This window comes from Burkholderia sp. KL41 (assembly GCF_057005415.2).
This window is the reverse complement of sequence record NZ_CM174447.1, coordinates 2,529,492-2,545,974: the sequence shown is the minus strand read 5'-3', so window position 1 is coordinate 2,545,974 and position 16,483 is coordinate 2,529,492. Positions and strand designations below refer to the sequence as shown.

The 16,483-nt window shown below is 67.0% G+C and carries 17 protein-coding genes; 13 read left to right on the top strand and 4 right to left on the bottom strand.

Annotation, left to right across the window (positions count from 1 at the left end):
* Nucleotides 1-3: 3 nt before the first annotated feature.
* From sdhA to gltA, 4 genes are all read left to right on the top strand, one after another.
* Nucleotides 4-1,779 carry a succinate dehydrogenase flavoprotein subunit gene (sdhA, locus tag PQB87_RS28785; RefSeq protein WP_059684364.1) on the top strand — a complete coding sequence of 592 codons (1,776 nt, stop codon included), beginning with the start codon at nucleotides 4-6 and terminating at the stop codon, nucleotides 1,777-1,779.
* 21 nt (nucleotides 1,780-1,800) lie between these two features.
* The gene (locus PQB87_RS28780; RefSeq protein ID WP_006479352.1) at nucleotides 1,801-2,502 is read left to right on the top strand and encodes a succinate dehydrogenase iron-sulfur subunit; all 702 of its coding nucleotides are present in this window, start codon (nucleotides 1,801-1,803) and stop codon (nucleotides 2,500-2,502) included.
* Nucleotides 2,503-2,514: 12 nt separating this feature from the next.
* Entirely contained in the window at nucleotides 2,515-2,787 is a 273-nt protein-coding gene (locus tag PQB87_RS28775; protein ID WP_011548107.1) for an FAD assembly factor SdhE, read from the top strand.
* 66 nt (nucleotides 2,788-2,853) lie between these two features.
* On the top strand, nucleotides 2,854-4,155 hold the full coding sequence (gene gltA, locus PQB87_RS28770; protein WP_011355741.1) for a citrate synthase: 1,302 nt from the start codon (nucleotides 2,854-2,856) through the stop codon (nucleotides 4,153-4,155).
* A gap of 90 nt (nucleotides 4,156-4,245) precedes the next feature.
* On the opposite strand, the gene PQB87_RS28765 is transcribed toward gltA, so the two are convergent.
* On the bottom strand, nucleotides 4,246-5,211 hold the full coding sequence (locus PQB87_RS28765; protein ID WP_060065489.1) for a helix-turn-helix domain-containing protein: 966 nt from the start codon (nucleotides 5,209-5,211) through the stop codon (nucleotides 4,246-4,248).
* A 72-nt stretch (nucleotides 5,212-5,283) separates the two neighbouring features.
* On the opposite strand from PQB87_RS28765, the gene PQB87_RS28760 reads away from it, so the two are divergent.
* The 5 genes from PQB87_RS28760 to PQB87_RS28740 all read left to right on the top strand — a co-directional run bounded on the left by PQB87_RS28760 (nucleotide 5,284) and on the right by PQB87_RS28740 (nucleotide 10,198).
* Nucleotides 5,284-5,673, top strand: coding sequence for a VOC family protein (locus tag PQB87_RS28760; RefSeq protein ID WP_021158706.1), 390 nt, complete (start codon nucleotides 5,284-5,286; stop codon nucleotides 5,671-5,673).
* 110 nt (nucleotides 5,674-5,783) lie between these two features.
* Nucleotides 5,784-7,034, top strand: a complete 1,251-nt coding sequence (locus tag PQB87_RS28755; protein ID WP_489243065.1) for a DUF1479 domain-containing protein — start codon at nucleotides 5,784-5,786, stop codon at nucleotides 7,032-7,034.
* 207 nt (nucleotides 7,035-7,241) lie between these two features.
* Entirely contained in the window at nucleotides 7,242-8,000 is a 759-nt protein-coding gene (locus PQB87_RS28750; protein WP_059684708.1) for a dimethylarginine dimethylaminohydrolase family protein, read from the top strand.
* 98 nt (nucleotides 8,001-8,098) lie between these two features.
* On the top strand, nucleotides 8,099-8,563 hold the full coding sequence (locus PQB87_RS28745) for an Lrp/AsnC family transcriptional regulator (protein ID WP_059684359.1): 465 nt from the start codon (nucleotides 8,099-8,101) through the stop codon (nucleotides 8,561-8,563).
* A gap of 102 nt (nucleotides 8,564-8,665) precedes the next feature.
* Nucleotides 8,666-10,198, top strand: a complete 1,533-nt coding sequence (locus PQB87_RS28740) for an amino acid permease (RefSeq protein WP_027791128.1) — start codon at nucleotides 8,666-8,668, stop codon at nucleotides 10,196-10,198.
* A 110-nt stretch (nucleotides 10,199-10,308) separates the two neighbouring features.
* Here the strand turns inward: PQB87_RS28740 and PQB87_RS28735 are convergent, their stop codons facing one another.
* Nucleotides 10,309-11,223 (bottom strand): LysR family transcriptional regulator, encoded by a 915-nt coding sequence (locus PQB87_RS28735; protein ID WP_489243064.1) that lies wholly within the window; start codon nucleotides 11,221-11,223, stop codon nucleotides 10,309-10,311.
* Nucleotides 11,224-11,423: 200 nt separating this feature from the next.
* Here PQB87_RS28735 and PQB87_RS28730 point away from each other — a divergent pair, with 200 nt between their 5' ends.
* Together PQB87_RS28730 and PQB87_RS28725 are read left to right on the top strand one after the other, a co-directional pair.
* Nucleotides 11,424-12,809: an MFS transporter gene (locus PQB87_RS28730; RefSeq protein WP_489243063.1), complete on the top strand. Its 1,386-nt coding sequence runs from the start codon at nucleotides 11,424-11,426 to the stop codon at nucleotides 12,807-12,809.
* A 15-nt stretch (nucleotides 12,810-12,824) separates the two neighbouring features.
* The gene (locus tag PQB87_RS28725; RefSeq protein ID WP_027791131.1) at nucleotides 12,825-13,223 is read left to right on the top strand and encodes a hypothetical protein; all 399 of its coding nucleotides are present in this window, start codon (nucleotides 12,825-12,827) and stop codon (nucleotides 13,221-13,223) included.
* Nucleotides 13,224-13,271: 48 nt separating this feature from the next.
* Here the strand turns inward: PQB87_RS28725 and PQB87_RS28720 are convergent, their stop codons facing one another.
* Entirely contained in the window at nucleotides 13,272-13,997 is a 726-nt protein-coding gene (locus PQB87_RS28720) for a glutathione S-transferase (RefSeq protein WP_489243062.1), read from the bottom strand.
* A gap of 132 nt (nucleotides 13,998-14,129) precedes the next feature.
* The gene (locus PQB87_RS28715; protein WP_059622071.1) at nucleotides 14,130-14,453 is read right to left on the bottom strand and encodes a cupin domain-containing protein; all 324 of its coding nucleotides are present in this window, start codon (nucleotides 14,451-14,453) and stop codon (nucleotides 14,130-14,132) included.
* A 389-nt stretch (nucleotides 14,454-14,842) separates the two neighbouring features.
* On the opposite strand from PQB87_RS28715, the gene PQB87_RS28710 reads away from it, so the two are divergent.
* Together PQB87_RS28710 and PQB87_RS28705 are read left to right on the top strand one after the other, a co-directional pair.
* Nucleotides 14,843-15,664 (top strand): hypothetical protein, encoded by an 822-nt coding sequence (locus tag PQB87_RS28710; RefSeq protein ID WP_174413221.1) that lies wholly within the window; start codon nucleotides 14,843-14,845, stop codon nucleotides 15,662-15,664.
* A gap of 34 nt (nucleotides 15,665-15,698) precedes the next feature.
* Nucleotides 15,699-16,460, top strand: a complete 762-nt coding sequence (locus PQB87_RS28705; RefSeq protein ID WP_489244300.1) for a Tat pathway signal protein — start codon at nucleotides 15,699-15,701, stop codon at nucleotides 16,458-16,460.
* Nucleotides 16,461-16,483: the final 23 nt, after the last annotated feature.

Here is a 16,483-nt window from a genome sequence, read left to right as displayed (position 1 = left end):
AGAATGGCTGCAATCAAAACTAATCTCCCGCGCCGCAAGTTTGACGTCGTGATCGTCGGCGCGGGCGGCTCCGGCTTGCGCGCAGCGCTGCAACTGTCGCGCGCGGGCCTGTCGGTCGGCGTGCTGTCGAAGGTGTTCCCGACGCGTTCGCACACGGTGGCCGCGCAGGGCGGTATCGGTGCGTCGCTCGGCAACATGAGCGAAGACAACTGGCACTTCCACTTCTACGACACGATCAAGGGCTCCGACTGGCTCGGCGACCAGGACGCGATCGAGTTCATGTGCCGTGAAGCGCCGAACGTCGTGTACGAACTCGAACACTTCGGCATGCCGTTCGACCGCAACGCGGACGGCACGATCTACCAGCGCCCGTTCGGCGGCCACACCGCGAACTACGGCGAGAAGCCGGTCCAGCGCGCTTGCGCGGCCGCCGACCGTACCGGTCACGCGCTGCTGCACACGCTGTACCAGCAGAACGTCGAAGCGAAGACGCAGTTCTTCGTCGAATGGATGGCGCTCGACCTGATCCGCGACGCGGAAGGCGACGTGCTCGGCGTGACGGCCCTCGAGATGGAGACGGGCGACGTCTACATCATGGAAGGCAAGACGACGCTGTTCGCGACGGGCGGCGCAGGCCGGATCTTCGCGGCATCGACCAACGCGTTCATCAACACCGGCGACGGCCTCGGCATGGCCGCGCGTTCGGGCATCGCGCTGCAGGACATGGAGTTCTGGCAGTTCCACCCGACCGGCGTGGCCGGCGCGGGCGTGCTGATCACCGAAGGCGTGCGTGGCGAAGGCGGTATCCTGCGCAACGCGAACGGCGAGCGCTTCATGGAACGCTACGCACCGACGCTGAAGGATCTGGCGCCGCGTGACTTCGTGTCGCGTTCGATGGACCAGGAAATCAAGGAAGGCCGCGGCGTGGGTCCGAACAAGGATCACGTGCTGCTCGACCTGTCGCACATCGGCGCCGAGACGATCATGAAGCGTCTGCCGTCGATCCGCGAAATCGCGCTGAAGTTCGCGAACGTCGACGCGATCAAGGAACCGATCCCGGTCGTCCCGACGATCCACTACCAGATGGGCGGCATCCCGACCAACATCCACGGCCAGGTCGTCGGCACGTCGCGCGGTCACAAGGATCCGGTCAACGGCTTCTACGCAGTGGGCGAATGCTCGTGCGTGTCCGTGCACGGCGCGAACCGCCTCGGCACGAACTCGCTGCTGGACCTCGTGGTGTTCGGCCGTGCGGCCGGCAACCACATCGTCGAGCACGTGAAGAACCAGAAGGAACACAAGCCGCTGCCGGCCGATGCAGGCGAATTCTCGCTGGCGCGCCTGGCGAAGCTTGACAAGTCGACCTCGGGCGAATACACGCAGGACGTCGCGAACGACATCCGTTCGACGATGCAGAAGCACGCAGGCGTGTTCCGCACGTCGGAGCTGCTGAAGGAAGGCGTCGACCAGATGGCCGGCCTGAAGGCGCGCGTGGAAAACATCCACCTGAAGGACAAGTCGAAGGTGTTCAACACCGCGCGCGTCGAAGCGCTCGAGCTGGAGAACCTGATCGAAGTGGCCCGCGCCACGATGGTGTCGGCGGAAGCGCGCAAGGAAAGCCGTGGCGCGCACGCACACAGCGACTACGAACACCGCGACGACGAGAACTGGCTGCGCCATACGCTGTGGTACAGCGAAGGCGATCGCCTCGACTACAAGCCGGTTCAAATGAAGCCGCTGACGGTCGACTCCGTGCCGCCGAAGCCGCGCACGTTCTAAGCCGAGTCAAAGGAATCCGAAATGGCAAAACGCATTTTTGAAGTCTATCGCTACGATCCGGACAAGGACGCAGCGCCGCGCATGCAGACGTACGAGCTCGAGATCCAGCATGAGCGCATGCTGCTCGACGCACTGGTGAAGCTGAAGGCACTGGACGAGACGCTGTCGTTCCGCCGTTCGTGCCGTGAAGGCGTGTGCGGTTCGGACGCGATGAACATCAACGGCAAGAACGGTCTCGCGTGCCTGACGAACCTGAACGACCTGCCGCAGAAGATCGTGCTGCGCCCGCTGCCGGGCCTGCCCGTCGTGCGCGACCTGATCGTCGACATGACGCACTTCTTCAACCAGTACCACTCGATCAAGCCGTACCTGATCAACGACGCGCCGCCGCCGGAGAAGGAACGCCTCCAGTCGCCGGAAGAGCGCGACGAGCTCGACGGCGTGTACGAGTGCATTCTGTGCGCGAGCTGCTCGACGTCGTGCCCGAGCTTCTGGTGGAACCCGGACAAGTTCGTCGGCCCGGCCGGCCTGCTGCAGGCTTACCGCTTCATCGCGGACAGCCGCGACACCGCTACCGGCGAGCGTCTCGACAACCTGGAAGACCCGTACCGTCTGTTCCGTTGCCACACGATCATGAACTGCGTCGACGTTTGCCCGAAGGGCCTGAACCCGACGAAGGCGATCGGCAAGATCAAGGAACTGATGGTTCGCCGCGCGGTTTAAGGCCGGGCTGCAATGAGCGACGATTCGCATCAATCCGACCCGCACCGTCGCGCGCGCCTTCGCTGGCGCGCGCGGCGGGGTCTGCTGGAAAACGACATCGTATTCGAGCGTTTCTTCGGCAGATACGAGCATGACCTCACCGATGCAGACGTAGGCGCGTTGTCGCGCCTGCTCGATCTGAGCGACAACGACCTGATGGACTTGCTCCTCGCGCGCAAGGAACCAGAAGGCGACCTAGACAGCCCGGATATTCACCGGCTGTTGGAGATGCTGCGCAACGTGTAACGCCAAGGTGTGACACGTTGTGCCCGTTATCGAATCCCGTTTCTTTATTTCGATTGAGGATGTGCCATGACTCCGTCTGATGTTAAAGCCACGCTATCGTTCAGCGACAACTCGCCGAGCGTCGAACTGCCGATCTACAAGGGCACGATGGGCCCGGACGTGATCGACATCCGCAAGCTGTACGGCCAGACCGGCAAGTTCACGTACGACCCGGGTTTCATGTCGACGGCAGCTTGTAATTCGGCGATCACGTACATCGACGGCGACAAGGGCGAGCTGCTGTACCGCGGCTACCCGATCGACAACCTCGCGCAAAACGCGGACTTCCTCGAAAGCTGCTACCTGCTGCTGAAGGGTGAACTGCCGAACGCAGCGCAGAAGAAGGAATTCGTCGACACCGTCACGAAGCACACGATGGTGCACGAGCAGATGCACTTCTTCTTCCGTGGCTTCCGCCGCGACGCGCACCCGATGGCGATCCTGGTCGCTGCAGTCGGCGCGCTGTCGGCGTTCTACCACGACTCGCTCGACATCAACGATCCGCGTCACCGTGAAGTGTCGGCGATCCGCATGATCGCGAAGCTGCCGACGCTCGTCGCGATGGCTTACAAGTACAGCATCGGCCAGCCGTTCGTGTATCCGAAGAACTCGCTGTCGTACAGCGCGAACTTCATGCACATGATGTTCTCGAACCCGTGCGAAGAGTACAAGGTCAACGACGTGCTCGTCCGTGCACTCGACCGCATCCTGATCCTGCACGCCGACCACGAGCAGAACGCATCGACGTCGACCGTCCGCCTGGCCGGCTCGTCGGGCGCGAACCCGTTCGCATGTATCGCGGCCGGTATCGCGTGTCTGTGGGGCCCGGCGCACGGTGGTGCGAACGAAGCCGCGCTGAACATGCTCGAGCAGATCGGTTCGCCGGACAACATCCCCGAATTCATCAAGCAGGTGAAGGACAAGAATTCGGGCGTGAAGCTGATGGGCTTCGGTCACCGCGTGTACAAGAACTACGACCCGCGTGCGAAGCTGATGCGCGAAACGTGCTACGAAGTGCTGAACGAACTGGGCCTGCACGACGACCCGCTGTTCAAGCTCGCGATGCAGCTCGAGAAGATCGCGCTGGAAGACGAATACTTCGTGTCGCGCAAGCTGTACCCGAACGTCGACTTCTACTCGGGCATCGTTCAGCGCGCGCTGGGCATCCCGACGTCGATGTTCACGTGTATCTTCGCGATGGCACGTACGGTCGGCTGGATCGCACAGTGGAACGAAATGATCGGCGATCCGGAGCAGAAGATCGGCCGTCCGCGTCAGCTGTTCATCGGCGACACGCCGCGCGAAGCGAAGCCGCTCAACGCACGTTAAGCCGTGTGTGGCGCGAACGGCCGGCAGGTCGCTCGCGTCGGGCAATCGCAACGCCACGACACCCCGACGGGTCATCCCGTCGGGGTGTTTTCATTTGCGCGCCGGATCGGCGCGATGCTCCAGCGACGGCGGGCGTGTGTCGAGTGCGGGCGCGTCGTCATCGGGCGCGTGGCCGTGCCGCACGAAGAACTGCCGGTAGGCGCCGGGCGTCATCCCGCGTGCGGCAAGGAACTGGCGGTTGAAGTTCGCGGCGTTCGGAATGCCGCAGCGCGCGGCCACGGTCGCGATCGGCCAGTCGGTGCCGACGAGATGGCGGCACGCGTGCGCGAGCCGCAGCCGCTGCACGTAGCGCCCGACGCTTTCGCCGAGATGCCGGACGAACAGGCGCTGCAGCGTGCGTTCGGACATATGCGCAGCGGCGGCGAGCGCGTCGATGCGCAGCGGTTCGTGGAAGTGCCGGTCGATCGCGTCGAGCACGCGGTCGAGGCGCTCGGCTTCGGGGGCGGCCGTATCGGCGTGCGGTGTCGTGCGTTCGGTCCGGTCGTACGCGTGCGCGGTGGCGAGCGGCTCGCCGCCGGCTTCCGCGAGATCGGCGAGCGTGTCGAGCGCGGCCGCGAGCCTGGTGCGCGGCGACGGATCGAGCAAGTGCGGCAACCGTGCCCGCATCGCGCGGGCTGTGTCCGTGTCGAAGCGCAGGCCCGGTGCGGCACGCCGCAGCAGCGAACGCAGCGGCGCGTATTCGGGGCAACAGTCGGCCAGCCGCCGCGCCCAGTCGCCGTCGAACCAGATGACGACCGCGACCTCGGGCGCATCGCGATCGATGCGTGCGTTCGACGACCAGGTATGCGGCAGGTTGGGCGGCACGAGCACCAGGTCGTCGTCCGCATAGTGCGCGACGTGATCGCCGATGAAGCGCCGGCCGCGGCTGTTGAGCGTCAGCGTCAGTTCGTACTCGGGATGGCGATGCCATTCGAACGGAATGCGCGCGAGTTGGCGGTGATAGACACGGATCGAACAGCCGGGGGCGAACGTCACGTGTTCGTACTGCGGTTTCATCGCGGCCTCCGGGAGAGGGCGGGCATCGCGCCATGGCATGATCGAGGGCGATCGTCACGACGGAGCAGTGCCATGTTTTCACATGTTTGCGTGGGCGTCAGCGACACAGCGCGCGCCTACGATTTCTACGCGCCGCTGTTCGCGGAACTCGGGCTGCGCCTGAAATTCCGCGAGCCGGACGGCTGGTCGGGCTGGATGCCGGCCGACGCCGACCGGCCGCTGTTCTTCTTCGGCCAGCCGCTCGACGGCCGCGCGCCCGAACCGGGCAACGGCCACACGATCGCGTTCGTTGCGCCGACGCGCGCGCACGTCGATCGCTGCCACGCGCTCGCGCTGCGCCACGGCGGCACCTGCGAAGGGCCGCCGGGCCTGCGGCCGGACTATCACCGCGATTACTACGGCGCCTATTTCCGCGATCCGGACGGCAACAAGCTGTGCGTGGTCTGCCATCGTCCCGAGTGATCCAGGGTTGTCAGGATTGTATCGATAGTTGGCCGGATAACGGTGATCTCGGCTGCGCGCCGGCCGTACGCTGACGGCACATCACGACACCTGTCAGCGAGGAGACCACGATGCAACTGACGATTGACGATTTGCCAGCCGCGATTCGCGACGCGAAAAAGCGGCTGCGCGCCGACCTGCCCGGTTATGCGGCCACATTCCGCGAGCTGGAGGGCGACATCGCGCGGCAGGTCGACGCGATCCACCGCGCGCATGCGCATGGCCACGACGTGATTCCGGTGGTGCCGTTCGCGGACATCGCGGGCGGGACCGTCGATCTGCGCGTGGTCGCAGCGATCCGCACGCATGGCGCGGTCGTGATCCGTCGCGTATTCGATGCGCGGCAGGCGCGCGACTGGAACGACGAGATCGGCGCTTACCTTGGCGCGAACCGCTTCGCCGAGCGGCTCGATGCGCGCGCCGAGGACCGCTATTTCGGCAACCTTGCGTCGGGCAAGCCGCAGATCTACGGCGTTTATTGGTCGAAGCCGCAGGTGGCTGCGCGCCAGTCGCCGGCGCTGACGCAGGCGCGCGTGTTCCTGAACCGCCTGTGGCGGCACGCCGACGGCGGGCGTACGCACTTCGACCCCGACCAGGTGCCGGCCTATGCGGACCGGATTCGCCGCCGCCCGCCCGGCTCGACGTCGCTCGGGCTGTCGCCGCATGTCGACGGCGGTTCCGTCGAACGCTGGCTCGGCGCGAACTTCCGCCAGGTCTACCGTCACGTGCTGGCCGGCCGCTGGCGTGATTACGACCCGTTCGATGCGGCGTTCCGTCCGGACGTCGAGGAGATTCCGTCGCCGGCCGTGTGCTCGATGTTCCGCACGTTCCAGGGCTGGACCGCGCTCACGCCGCAGGGGCCGGGCGACGGCACGCTGCAGTTGATCCCGGTTGCGAACGCGATGGCCTATGTCGTGCTGCGCGCGCTGCAGGACGATGTCGCCGACGACGACCTGTGCGGCGCGCGTCCGGGTCGCGCGCTGTCGATCCGGCCTGAATGGCACGCACTGTTGCTCGATGCGCTGGTGCCGATCCCGCACATGGAGCCGGGCGACGCGGTGTTCTGGCATGGCGACGTCGTGCACGCGGTCGAGGATGCGCACCGCGGCAGCGGCGACAGCAACGTGATGTACATCGCGGCCGCGCCCGGTTGCGCGAAGAACGACGCGTACCTGCTGCGCCAGCGGGCCGCGTTCCTGCGCGGCGAGAGCCCGCCCGATTTCCCGGCCGACCATTTCGAGGTCGAATTCGACGGACGGGGCGGGGAGGGCGATCTCTCGGCGCTCGGCCGTTCGCAGATGGGGTTCGGGCCGGGCGCTTAGCCCGCGTCGCACGGGAAAGCGGCCGTTCGCCACGCGGTGAACGGCCGTCTGCCGAATCCGCTGCGGGCTGCGCGCAATTCGACGCAATCGGCTGTCGGCGCAGCCGAAATCGACGCGAATTGCGCAATTTGGCTTCCGATAATGGTCCGGACACAACGCAGCCGCCCCGTGTGCCGCACGGGTGTGGCGCTGACCATGGAGGAGTCGATGCAATTCACGCAAGCGATCGTTCGCCGCCCCGCGCCGTCCTGTGGCGCGGGCCTGACCACTGCCGCGCTCGGCGCGCCCGACTACGACAAGACGCTCACGCAGTTCCACGCATACTGCGACGCGCTGCGTACGCTGGGCGTCGAGCTGACCGAACTGCCGCCGCTGGACGCGTTTCCCGATTCGCACTTCGTCGAGGACGTCGCGGTCGTGACGCCGGAATTCGCGGTGATCACGCGCCCCGGTGCGCCCGCCCGGCGCGGCGAGACGGCGCATATCGAAGCGGTGCTCGCCGCGCATCGCGACCTGCTGCCGATGCAGGACGGCCGTCTCGACGGCGGCGACGTGATGCTGGTCGGCAAGCGCTTCTACATCGGCCTGACGGGCCGTACCGACGCCGAAGGCATCGCCGCGTTCGAATCGCTCGTGTCGCGCTACGGCTATTCGGTCGTCGCGGTTCCGGTGGGTGCCGGCCTGCATCTGAAGTCGGTCGTCAACGCGCTCGGCGACGACACGCTGCTCGTGACCGAAGCGCTGGCCGCGCATCCGGCATTCGCCGACTATCGCCGGATCGCGATCTCGGCCGCCGACGAATACGCGGGCAACACGCTGCGCGTGAACGGCACGCTGATCACGCCGGCCGGCTACCCGCGCGTGCACGACGCGATCGCGTCGCTCGGGCTGCCGCTGCACGTGATCGATACGAGCGAGTTCCGCAAGATGGACGGCGGCCTGACCTGCCTGTCGCTGCGGTTCTAGCCGATTGGCGCGCGGCCGCTTCGGCCGGATAATGTGGCCCCCGCGCGGAACAGGAGACGTTCCGCGCACCAGCCACGACCCGACCGGAGCGAACGCGGATGACCGACAAGAAGATGCAGCTCGACAAGATCGATCTCCGGATCCTCGACATCCTGCGTACCGACGGGCGCATTTCCTACCGGAAGCTGTCGGAGCTCGTGAACCTCACGCCGCGGCCGTGCCAGGCGCGCGTGGAGCGGCTCGAGGCGCTCGGCGTGATCGAGGGCTACCGTGCGGTGATCAAGGCGCCGCGCGCGACCAAGCCGATCGTCGTGATCGCGCAGATCGTGCTGGCCGACCACGGGCGTTCGCAGGCGCCGTTCGAAGACGAGATGCGTGCGAATCCGGCCGTGCTCGATTGCTGGCTCGTGAGCGGCACGTTCGATTTTCTCGTGCGGCTCGCGTGCGAGGATCTCGACGAGTACCGGCGGATCGCGAACGTGTGGCTGGAAAGCCCGCGATTCCGGATCGAGAAGATCGTGACGACGGCCGAACTGCAGGCGATCAAGCGCACCGTCGTGTGATGCGGCCGGCCGGGAAGGGCCGGTTTCGACGCGAATGACCGGGCCTGACGATTTGTATTCCGAATCAAATTGTCCGGCCCGAATCCAATCAGGGTGAACACTATGGATGCTATGCAAGCGGCAGTGGAGACGGCCGCGCCGTCGGGAACGACGCTGAAGCGCCGTCTGCAGGGCCGCCACATCGCGATGATCGCGATCGGCGGCTCGATCGGCACGGGGCTGTTCGTCGCGTCGGGTGCGTCGGTCGCGCAGGCGGGGCCGGGCGGTGCGATCGCCGCGTATATCGCGATCGGGCTGATGGTGTACTTCGTCGTCACGGGCCTCGGCGAGATGGCCGCGCTGATGCCGGTGTCGGGGTCGTTTGCGATCTACGGCGAGAAGTACGTCGACGAAGGCTTCGGCGTCGCGCTCGGCTGGACCTACTGGTACAGCTGGGCCGTGACGATCGCGATCGAGCTGGTCGCCGCGCAGATCGTGATGCGCTACTGGTTTCCGACCATACCCGGCATCTGGTGGGGCGCGGGCTTCCTCGTGCTGATCTTCCTGCTGAATACGCTGTCGGTGCGCGGTTTCGGCGAATCGGAATACTGGTTCTCGCTGATCAAGGTCGTGACCGTGGTCGCGTTCATCGCGGCCGGGCTGCTGATCGCCGCCGGCCTGATCGGGAACGGGCATCCGGTCGGCTTGCGCAACTTCACGACCGGCGACGCGCCGTTTGTCGGCGGCGTGCACGCGATGATGAGCGTCGCGCTGATCGCGGGATTCTCGTTTCTCGGTACCGAGCTGGTCGGGATCACCGCCGGCGAATCGGAGAATCCGCGCAAGACGATCCCGCGCGCGGTGAAGCAGATTTTCTGGCGGATCATGCTGTTCTACGTGTTCGCGATCTTCGTGATCGGCCTGCTGGTGCCGTACACGGACCCGAACCTGCTGAAGAGCGACGTGACGGACATCGGCGTGAGCCCGTTCACGCTGGTGTTCAGCCATGCGGGTTTCCGGCTCGCCGCCGGCGCCATGAACCTCGTGATCCTGACGGCCGTGCTGTCGGCCGGCAACTCCGGCACCTACGCGGCGACGCGGATGCTGTACAACCTCGCGGCGGAAGGGCGTGCGCCGGCGATGTTCGCGACGCTGTCGCCGGGCGGCGTGCCGCGCAACGCGCTGTACGCGACGATGGCCGTCGGCGGGCTGTGCTTCCTCACGTCGTTGACCAACAACCAGAGCATCTATCTGTGGCTGCTGAACACGGTCGGCATCACGGGCTTCATCGCGTGGCTCGGCATCGCGGTCTGCCATTACCGGTTCCGCAAGGGGTTCCTGAAGCAGGGCTACCGGCTCGATCAGCTGCCGTACCGCGCGAAATGGTTTCCGTTCGGGCCGCTGTTCGCGATCGCGATCTGCATCGTGATCTCGCTCGGGCAGGATTACCAGGCGTTCTTCGCGGCCCGCATCGACTGGATGGAAGTGCTGTCGATCTACGTGTGGATTCCGCTGTTCGTCGCGATCTGGTGGGCATATCGCCGGGCGCGCAAGAGCCGGCTCGTGCGCTACGAGGAGATGGACATCGGGCCGTGGCTGACGCGCTCGGTCGAGGCCGTCGATGCGGCGGCCACGCAGCACGGGCACCCGCACTGACTTGTCGGTATTGAAGGCGCGGTGTCGATAGCGCGGCAACGGAAGCCGGTCGTATCGGACGGCCGGCTCCGCAACGACGGCCCGCGCGCGGCGGCGCGCGCAAACCGCGCTCAGTGCGCGTGCTGCAACCGTGCCTTCATGAAGTCCACCCACGCGCGCACTTTCTGCGGCACGTGCCGCGTCGCGACGTACAGCGCGTAGACGTTCTGCTGCGGAAACCGGTACGCGGGCAGCGCATCGACCAGCGTGCCGCTTTCGAGATCGTCGCGCACGAGCCATTCGGGCAGCAGCGCGACGCCGCTGCCCTGGCGCGCGAGTTCACTCAACACCGATGCGTTGTCGACGACGACGCGAGGCTTCGCGGCCGGTCGAAACGCATGTTCGTTGCCCGCGCGATCGGTGAGCGTCCATTCGGCGATTCGCTCGAGCCGGCTGTGGCCGAGCTGCGGCAGGCGGGCGAGGTCGTCGGGCGACGCCGGTTTCGGGTGTCCGGCCTTCGCCGGCAGGTCAGGCGCCATCACGGCGAGTACGTCGTAGGTGGCGAGGCAGACGCCGCGATAGGGCAGGTCGCGAAAGTGCTCGTGGCGTCCGAGCCGGATCGCGACGTCGAAGCGGTCGCGCACGAGATCGGCCTGCGACGTATGCGTTTCGAGCCGCACGCGTAACGCGGGATGCTGCGCGGTGAACGCATGCAGCATCGGTGCGAGGACGCGCGCCGCATACTCGACGGTCGACGTCACGCGCAGCATGCCCTGCATCCCGCCGTGCTCGCCGCGCACCTCGTCGATCGCGCCTTCGGCTTCGTCGAGCACGCGCAGGCAGCGCTGGTAGAAGCGCTCGCCGGCGTCGGTCAGCTCGACACGCCGGGTCGTGCGTGTGAGCAGCGTGACGCCGAGCTCGGCTTCGAGCTGCTTCACGTTGAAACTGAGGGCCGCCCGCGCCTGGTTCAGTGCGGTGGCGGCGGCCGTGAACGAACCGGCTTCGACCACGGCACGGAAAACGGCGAAACGATCGAGGCTCACCATGGTTGGGGCGTGGGTCCTGTCTGGGTGTTGGATCGCTCGAAGGGTACCCGAATGTGCGGCCGCACGGCGTTACGGCGCTACGGCGTCGGGGCGGCGTGATCCGATTGTCAAAAAATTGCGACGGGACTCGTCGCATCCGGCCGCTTACCGATACGCGTGCCGGCTTCTACACTGCGGCGTTTCGTGATGTTCCCGCCGCCATGTCAGACCGTTCCAGAATCGCCGCCGTCTACCTGCTCGGCTTCGCGATCGACCTCGCGAACATGTTCATGCTGAACGCCGCGTATCCGGCGCTGCAGCGCGAGCTGCATGCGTCGGTCGCGCAGCTTGCGTGGGTCGGCAACATGTACGTGCTCGGCCTGACCGTCGTGATTCCGTTCGGCACGTGGCTCGCGCGCCGTTGCGGCGAGCGGTGCGTGTTCGCGGCATCGCTGCTGCTGTTCGGGCTCGGCAGTGCCGGCGTCGGCGCGTCGCCGTCGATCGAGACGCTGCTCGCGTGGCGGCTGGTCCAGGGGCTCGGCGGCGGGCTGCTGATTCCGGTCGGGCAGACGATGGCCTATCGCGCGTATCCGCCGCAGGCGCGGGCGCGGCTCACGTCCGTCGTGATGATGGTCGCGCTGCTCGTGCCGGCGTTGTCGCCGGCGATCGGCGGGGCGATCGTCGATCGCGGTTCGTGGCGCGCGATCTTCTTCGCGATGTTGCCGATCGCGGCCGCGACCTGCGCGCTCGCGTTCGTATGGCTGCCGCGCGACGGCGCGCGCGACCGGCCGCCGCGGCTCGACTGGCCGGGGCTCGGCCTGAGTGCGGTCACGCTCGTCGCGCTGCTGCTCGGGCTGACCGCCGCGGGGCAGCCCGGCGGCGCGGCATTCCCGCTCGCGATGCTGGCCGTCGCGAGCGCGGCGGGTGCGGGCTATGCGGCGCATGCGCGTCGCGCCCGGTCGCCGGTCGTCGACCTGCGCCTGCTCGCCCAGCCGCTGCTGCGAACCGGCGTGGTGGTCTATCTGTGCGTGCCGGGCATCTTCACGGGCGTCAACCTCGTCGCGTCGCTCTATCTGCAGAACGCGCTCGGATTGAGCGCCGCGCATGCCGGCGCGCTGATGCTGCCGTGGGCGATCGCGGCGTGCTTCGCGATCGCGACCACGCGCCGCTGCTTCGCGCGCCACGGCGCGAAACCCTTGTTCGCGGGCGGCATCGCGATCGATTGCGTCGGTATCGCACTGCTCGCGACGCCCTGGGCCGGCGTCGAAGCCATGCGGATCGCGGCATTCGCGGCGATGGGGTTCGGCGCGAGCCTGTGCACGAGCACGTCGCAAAGCGCGGCGTTCGTCGATGTGCCTGCCGACCGGATGGGCGACGCGAGCGCGCTGTGGAACATCAACCGCCAGTTGAGCTTCTGCGTCGGCGTGGCCGTGCTCGGCAGCGCACTCAATGCATTGCTGGCGTTCGACGCGAACGGGCCGTCGCTCGCGCCGTACCGCTGGTGCTTCGGGCTGGCGGTCGTGCTGACGTTGCTGCCGCTGGGCCTGATTGCGCGGCTTCCCGCACACCGTGCGCCGGTCGCGCAACCCGTTTCATCCCACTCGTGAGAACCTGAGAGCCTTATGAATTTGCCGAACCCGTATTTCAAGGAAGTCGTCGACACCGTTGCCGACATCGCGTGCTGGTTGTCCGGCCGTGCCGGCCCCGAGCGGCTCGCGACGCTGATGGCGCGCTTTTCGCCGGGATTTTCGATGATCACGATGTCGGGCACGGTGCTCGATTACGCGGGCATCGATGCGCTGTTTTCACACGGGCACGGCGCGCGCCCCGGGCTGGTGATCGACATTGACGAGTTGCGCGGGCTTGCCGTGTGGTCCGATGGCGCGACGATCGGCTATCGCGAGACGCAGACCGACGCGCAAGGGCAGCGCACGGTGCGGCGCTCGACGGTCGTGTTCCGGCGCGAGGCGGACGGGCTGATCGTGTGGCGCCATTTGCACGAGACGCCGGTCGTCGCGTGAGCGGGGCATCGGCGCCCTGCCTGAAGCGGCGCGGATGCGGTGCCGGCGTTACTTGTCCAGCTCCGGATAGTGCCGGAAGATGCCCATGTCGTTGAACGGGATGCGCCGTTCCGACGCGAGATAACGCGCCACCGGCGGATGCTCTGCGACGCGGTCGTGCAGCGCGACCAGCGCCGCGATTTTCCGCTCCGCGCGCTTCATCGCTTTCGGAAACGCGTAACGCAGCCCCTCGATCAACTGGAACATCGACAGGTCCGCGTAGCTGAGTGCGTGGCCGGCGATGTAGCCGCTCTTGTGCGGGTTCTGGCCGAGTAGGCGCTCGAAATAACCGAGGAATTTCGGCAGCCGGTTCTCGAGGAAATCGGCTGCGCGCTCGGCGGCTTCCGCCTGCTGGTCCTCGTAGTAGAGGCCGCTTGCGATCGGATGGTGCGTGTCGTGGATCTCGGTGACGAAATCGGCCACGGTCAACTGAAGCTGGTGCACCCACAGCCGGCCGGCTTCGTCGTCCGGCGCGAGCCCGAGCCGCGCGCCGAGAAACAGCAGGATGTTCGCGGTCTGCCCGACCACCAGGTCGCCGGCTTTCAGGAACGGTGGCGCAAACGGCACGCATTCCGCCTTCGCGCTGTCCATCATGCGCATCATCGCCGGCACTCCCATGCCGCGCCCCGATTCGCGCGCGACGTCGACGTAGTCGGCTGCCGCCGCTTCGAGCGCGAGCCGCACATATTCGCCTCGGCCCTGGATCTCGGGCCAGTAATACAGTTCGTATCGCATGCTGTTTTCCCGTTCGTTGAAGCGGCCGCCACCGGCATCGTGACGATCGGGCGGCCGCGCATCGCGCGCCGCCCGCTGCGAATAGACAGTCTAGGCGATCGCGGGAAAAGTGCCGCGCATCGCGATCGCGCGCTACGCGCCGCGTTCGCCGCCTTCGGGGCCGTAGAAGAACACCCAGGTCGAGAAGTCGCCGGAGAAGCCGGTGAAGCGGTGGTCGGCGTGTGCCGGGACGAACAGCACGTCACCGGCCGCGACCGCGCATTCGCGTCCGTCGACGACGAAGTGCGACGTGCCGGTGGCGATCACGTAGACCTCGTCGCGCGTGTGCGGCTTCTGCTTGTCCTCGATGCGCGGCCGGTACAGCTCGACGTCGAGCGTGCCGTGGCGAAACAGCGTCGTGAACAGCGTGCCTGCTTCGTCGAGACGGGCGAGCGATTCGTTCAGGCCGAGCTTCATCGTCGTGTACTCCGGGTCCGGGTCGTGGGGATTGCCCATGTGCGTTGCGCCATCGTAGCGCGTCATGCGGGGAAGTCGCGCGGAGCGCGGGGCGCATGATCGCCATCCGTGGAACGAATCGCGCAGGCGCTCACCCTATGTGAAACGCAGGCATCCATCCGCGAAACGACGACGAGATTGCGCGTATTGGCTCGCGAGCTTCACCGCAATTTAACAAACGCCGACTACGATCCGGGCTCGTCAATCGACGGAAGCGCGGCGATTCGGTCCGCGCTGCGGTACTGCCGTCCGTCGCCACTTGCGCGACTCGCCCGATTGCGATTTCCCGTGACCGTGAATGCGACGCCGAGGTATCGCGTCGACGTCATTCGCATCATTTCGTATTTCTCATGAAACTGAATCCGCTGGCTTCTTCACGCAGAAAATTCCTGGCCGCCGCGCCGGCCGTCGCGGCGGTGCCGCTGCTGAGCGCATGCGGCGGCGACGACGTCACGTCGATGCCCGTTACCGACGCCGCGCTGGCCGCGCAGATGTCCGCGAAGCTGAATGCGCAGCTCGGCGATGCCGCGACGGTCGGCGCGATCCAGCCGGCGCTGACCGACGTCGGGTTTGCCTGGGACCTGCCGACGATGCCGGCGGCCCAGGCCGGCGCGATCGTCGCGTACAGCTTCGGCAATCGCCCCAACGCGGCGAGCGGCAATACGTCGAGCACGGGCGTCAACCAGTCCGCGCTGCCCGATCCGGGGCCCGTCAACGAAGCGCTCGCGGACGCCGTCTACCGCATTCGGCAACTGAAGCCGGTCAAGGTCTACGCGCAGTGGGAGATCGCCCGTTTTCTCGTGTCGAAATACGGGATGGGCGCCGACGTGCTGTCGTCGATCGAGCCCGTGATCGCGAGCGACGGCACGATCGTGTACCTCAGCACGGCCGGGGTGGCCGCCGAGGCCGTGTCGCGCGCGGGCGGCGCGGCAGCGATGGGCAGCGTCGCGGTGGTCGGCCATCGGGATCACGCGAAGCGCTGCATCCAGACCTCGCAGCAGGCGGGCATGAAGGCGGCCGCGGTTGCCGAGGTGCCGTTGCCGACGCGCTACGACCCGCAGTCGGGCCAGCCGTGGACGCGCAACCGCAGCCTGTACCTCGTGCACGACATGTATGCGCAGATGCTCGCCCGCGCGGTCGGCGCGACGATGCAGGCGTTCCCGAAGGGCTGACGCACTTTCTTTTTCCCTCCCGATTCCGATGACCATGCAGACCCGCCGCCATTTCCTCGCTTCCGCTGCCGCGCTTGCCGCGACCGGTGCCGCCAGCACGCCGGGCTTCGCCGGCGACGCTCCCGTTTCAGATGCCGAACTGCAACGCCAGATGCTCGGCAAGCTGACGAACGAACTGAACGACCGCGCAGCCGCCGCCGACGAGGCCGGTTACCTGTTCGAGACGTTTTTCTCGTGGACGCCGCCGACCGTCCAGGCCACGGCCATCAACACGATTGCCGCATTCGGCTTCGGCAGTCGCGCCGCGCCGTCGTCCGGCGCCGCGCCCGTGCCCGGCCCCGTGAACGAGGCGATTGCCGACGCCGTGTTCCTGCTGCGCCAGAAGGTTGCCGCGCGGATCTTTGCGCAGCAGGAAGTCGCGAGCGTGCTCGCGTCGAAATACGGGCTGACGGCCGGCGTGACGTCGATCGCGACACCGGCGCCGGCCGCCGGCAGCCCGATACCGACGCCCGACGGCGTCGTAACCGCGATCGTCAGGCAGGCCGGCTCGGCGTCGGCACTCGGCAACGTCGGTGTCGTCACGCATTCGGATCAGGCGTCGATTGCCGTGCGCGTGTCGAATGCCGCGGGGATGCAGGCCGCGGTGCCGGCGGGCCTGACGCTGCCGTCGCTCTACGACGCGTCCGCGCAGATGCCGGCCTTGCGCCGCCGCGATCTTTACCTGCTGAGCAACGTTGGCGTGCAACTCGGGATGCTGCGGCTCGACCTGATCACCCGCGAATACCCGAACGGCTGACGCTGCGGGGCACTCGCGGCATC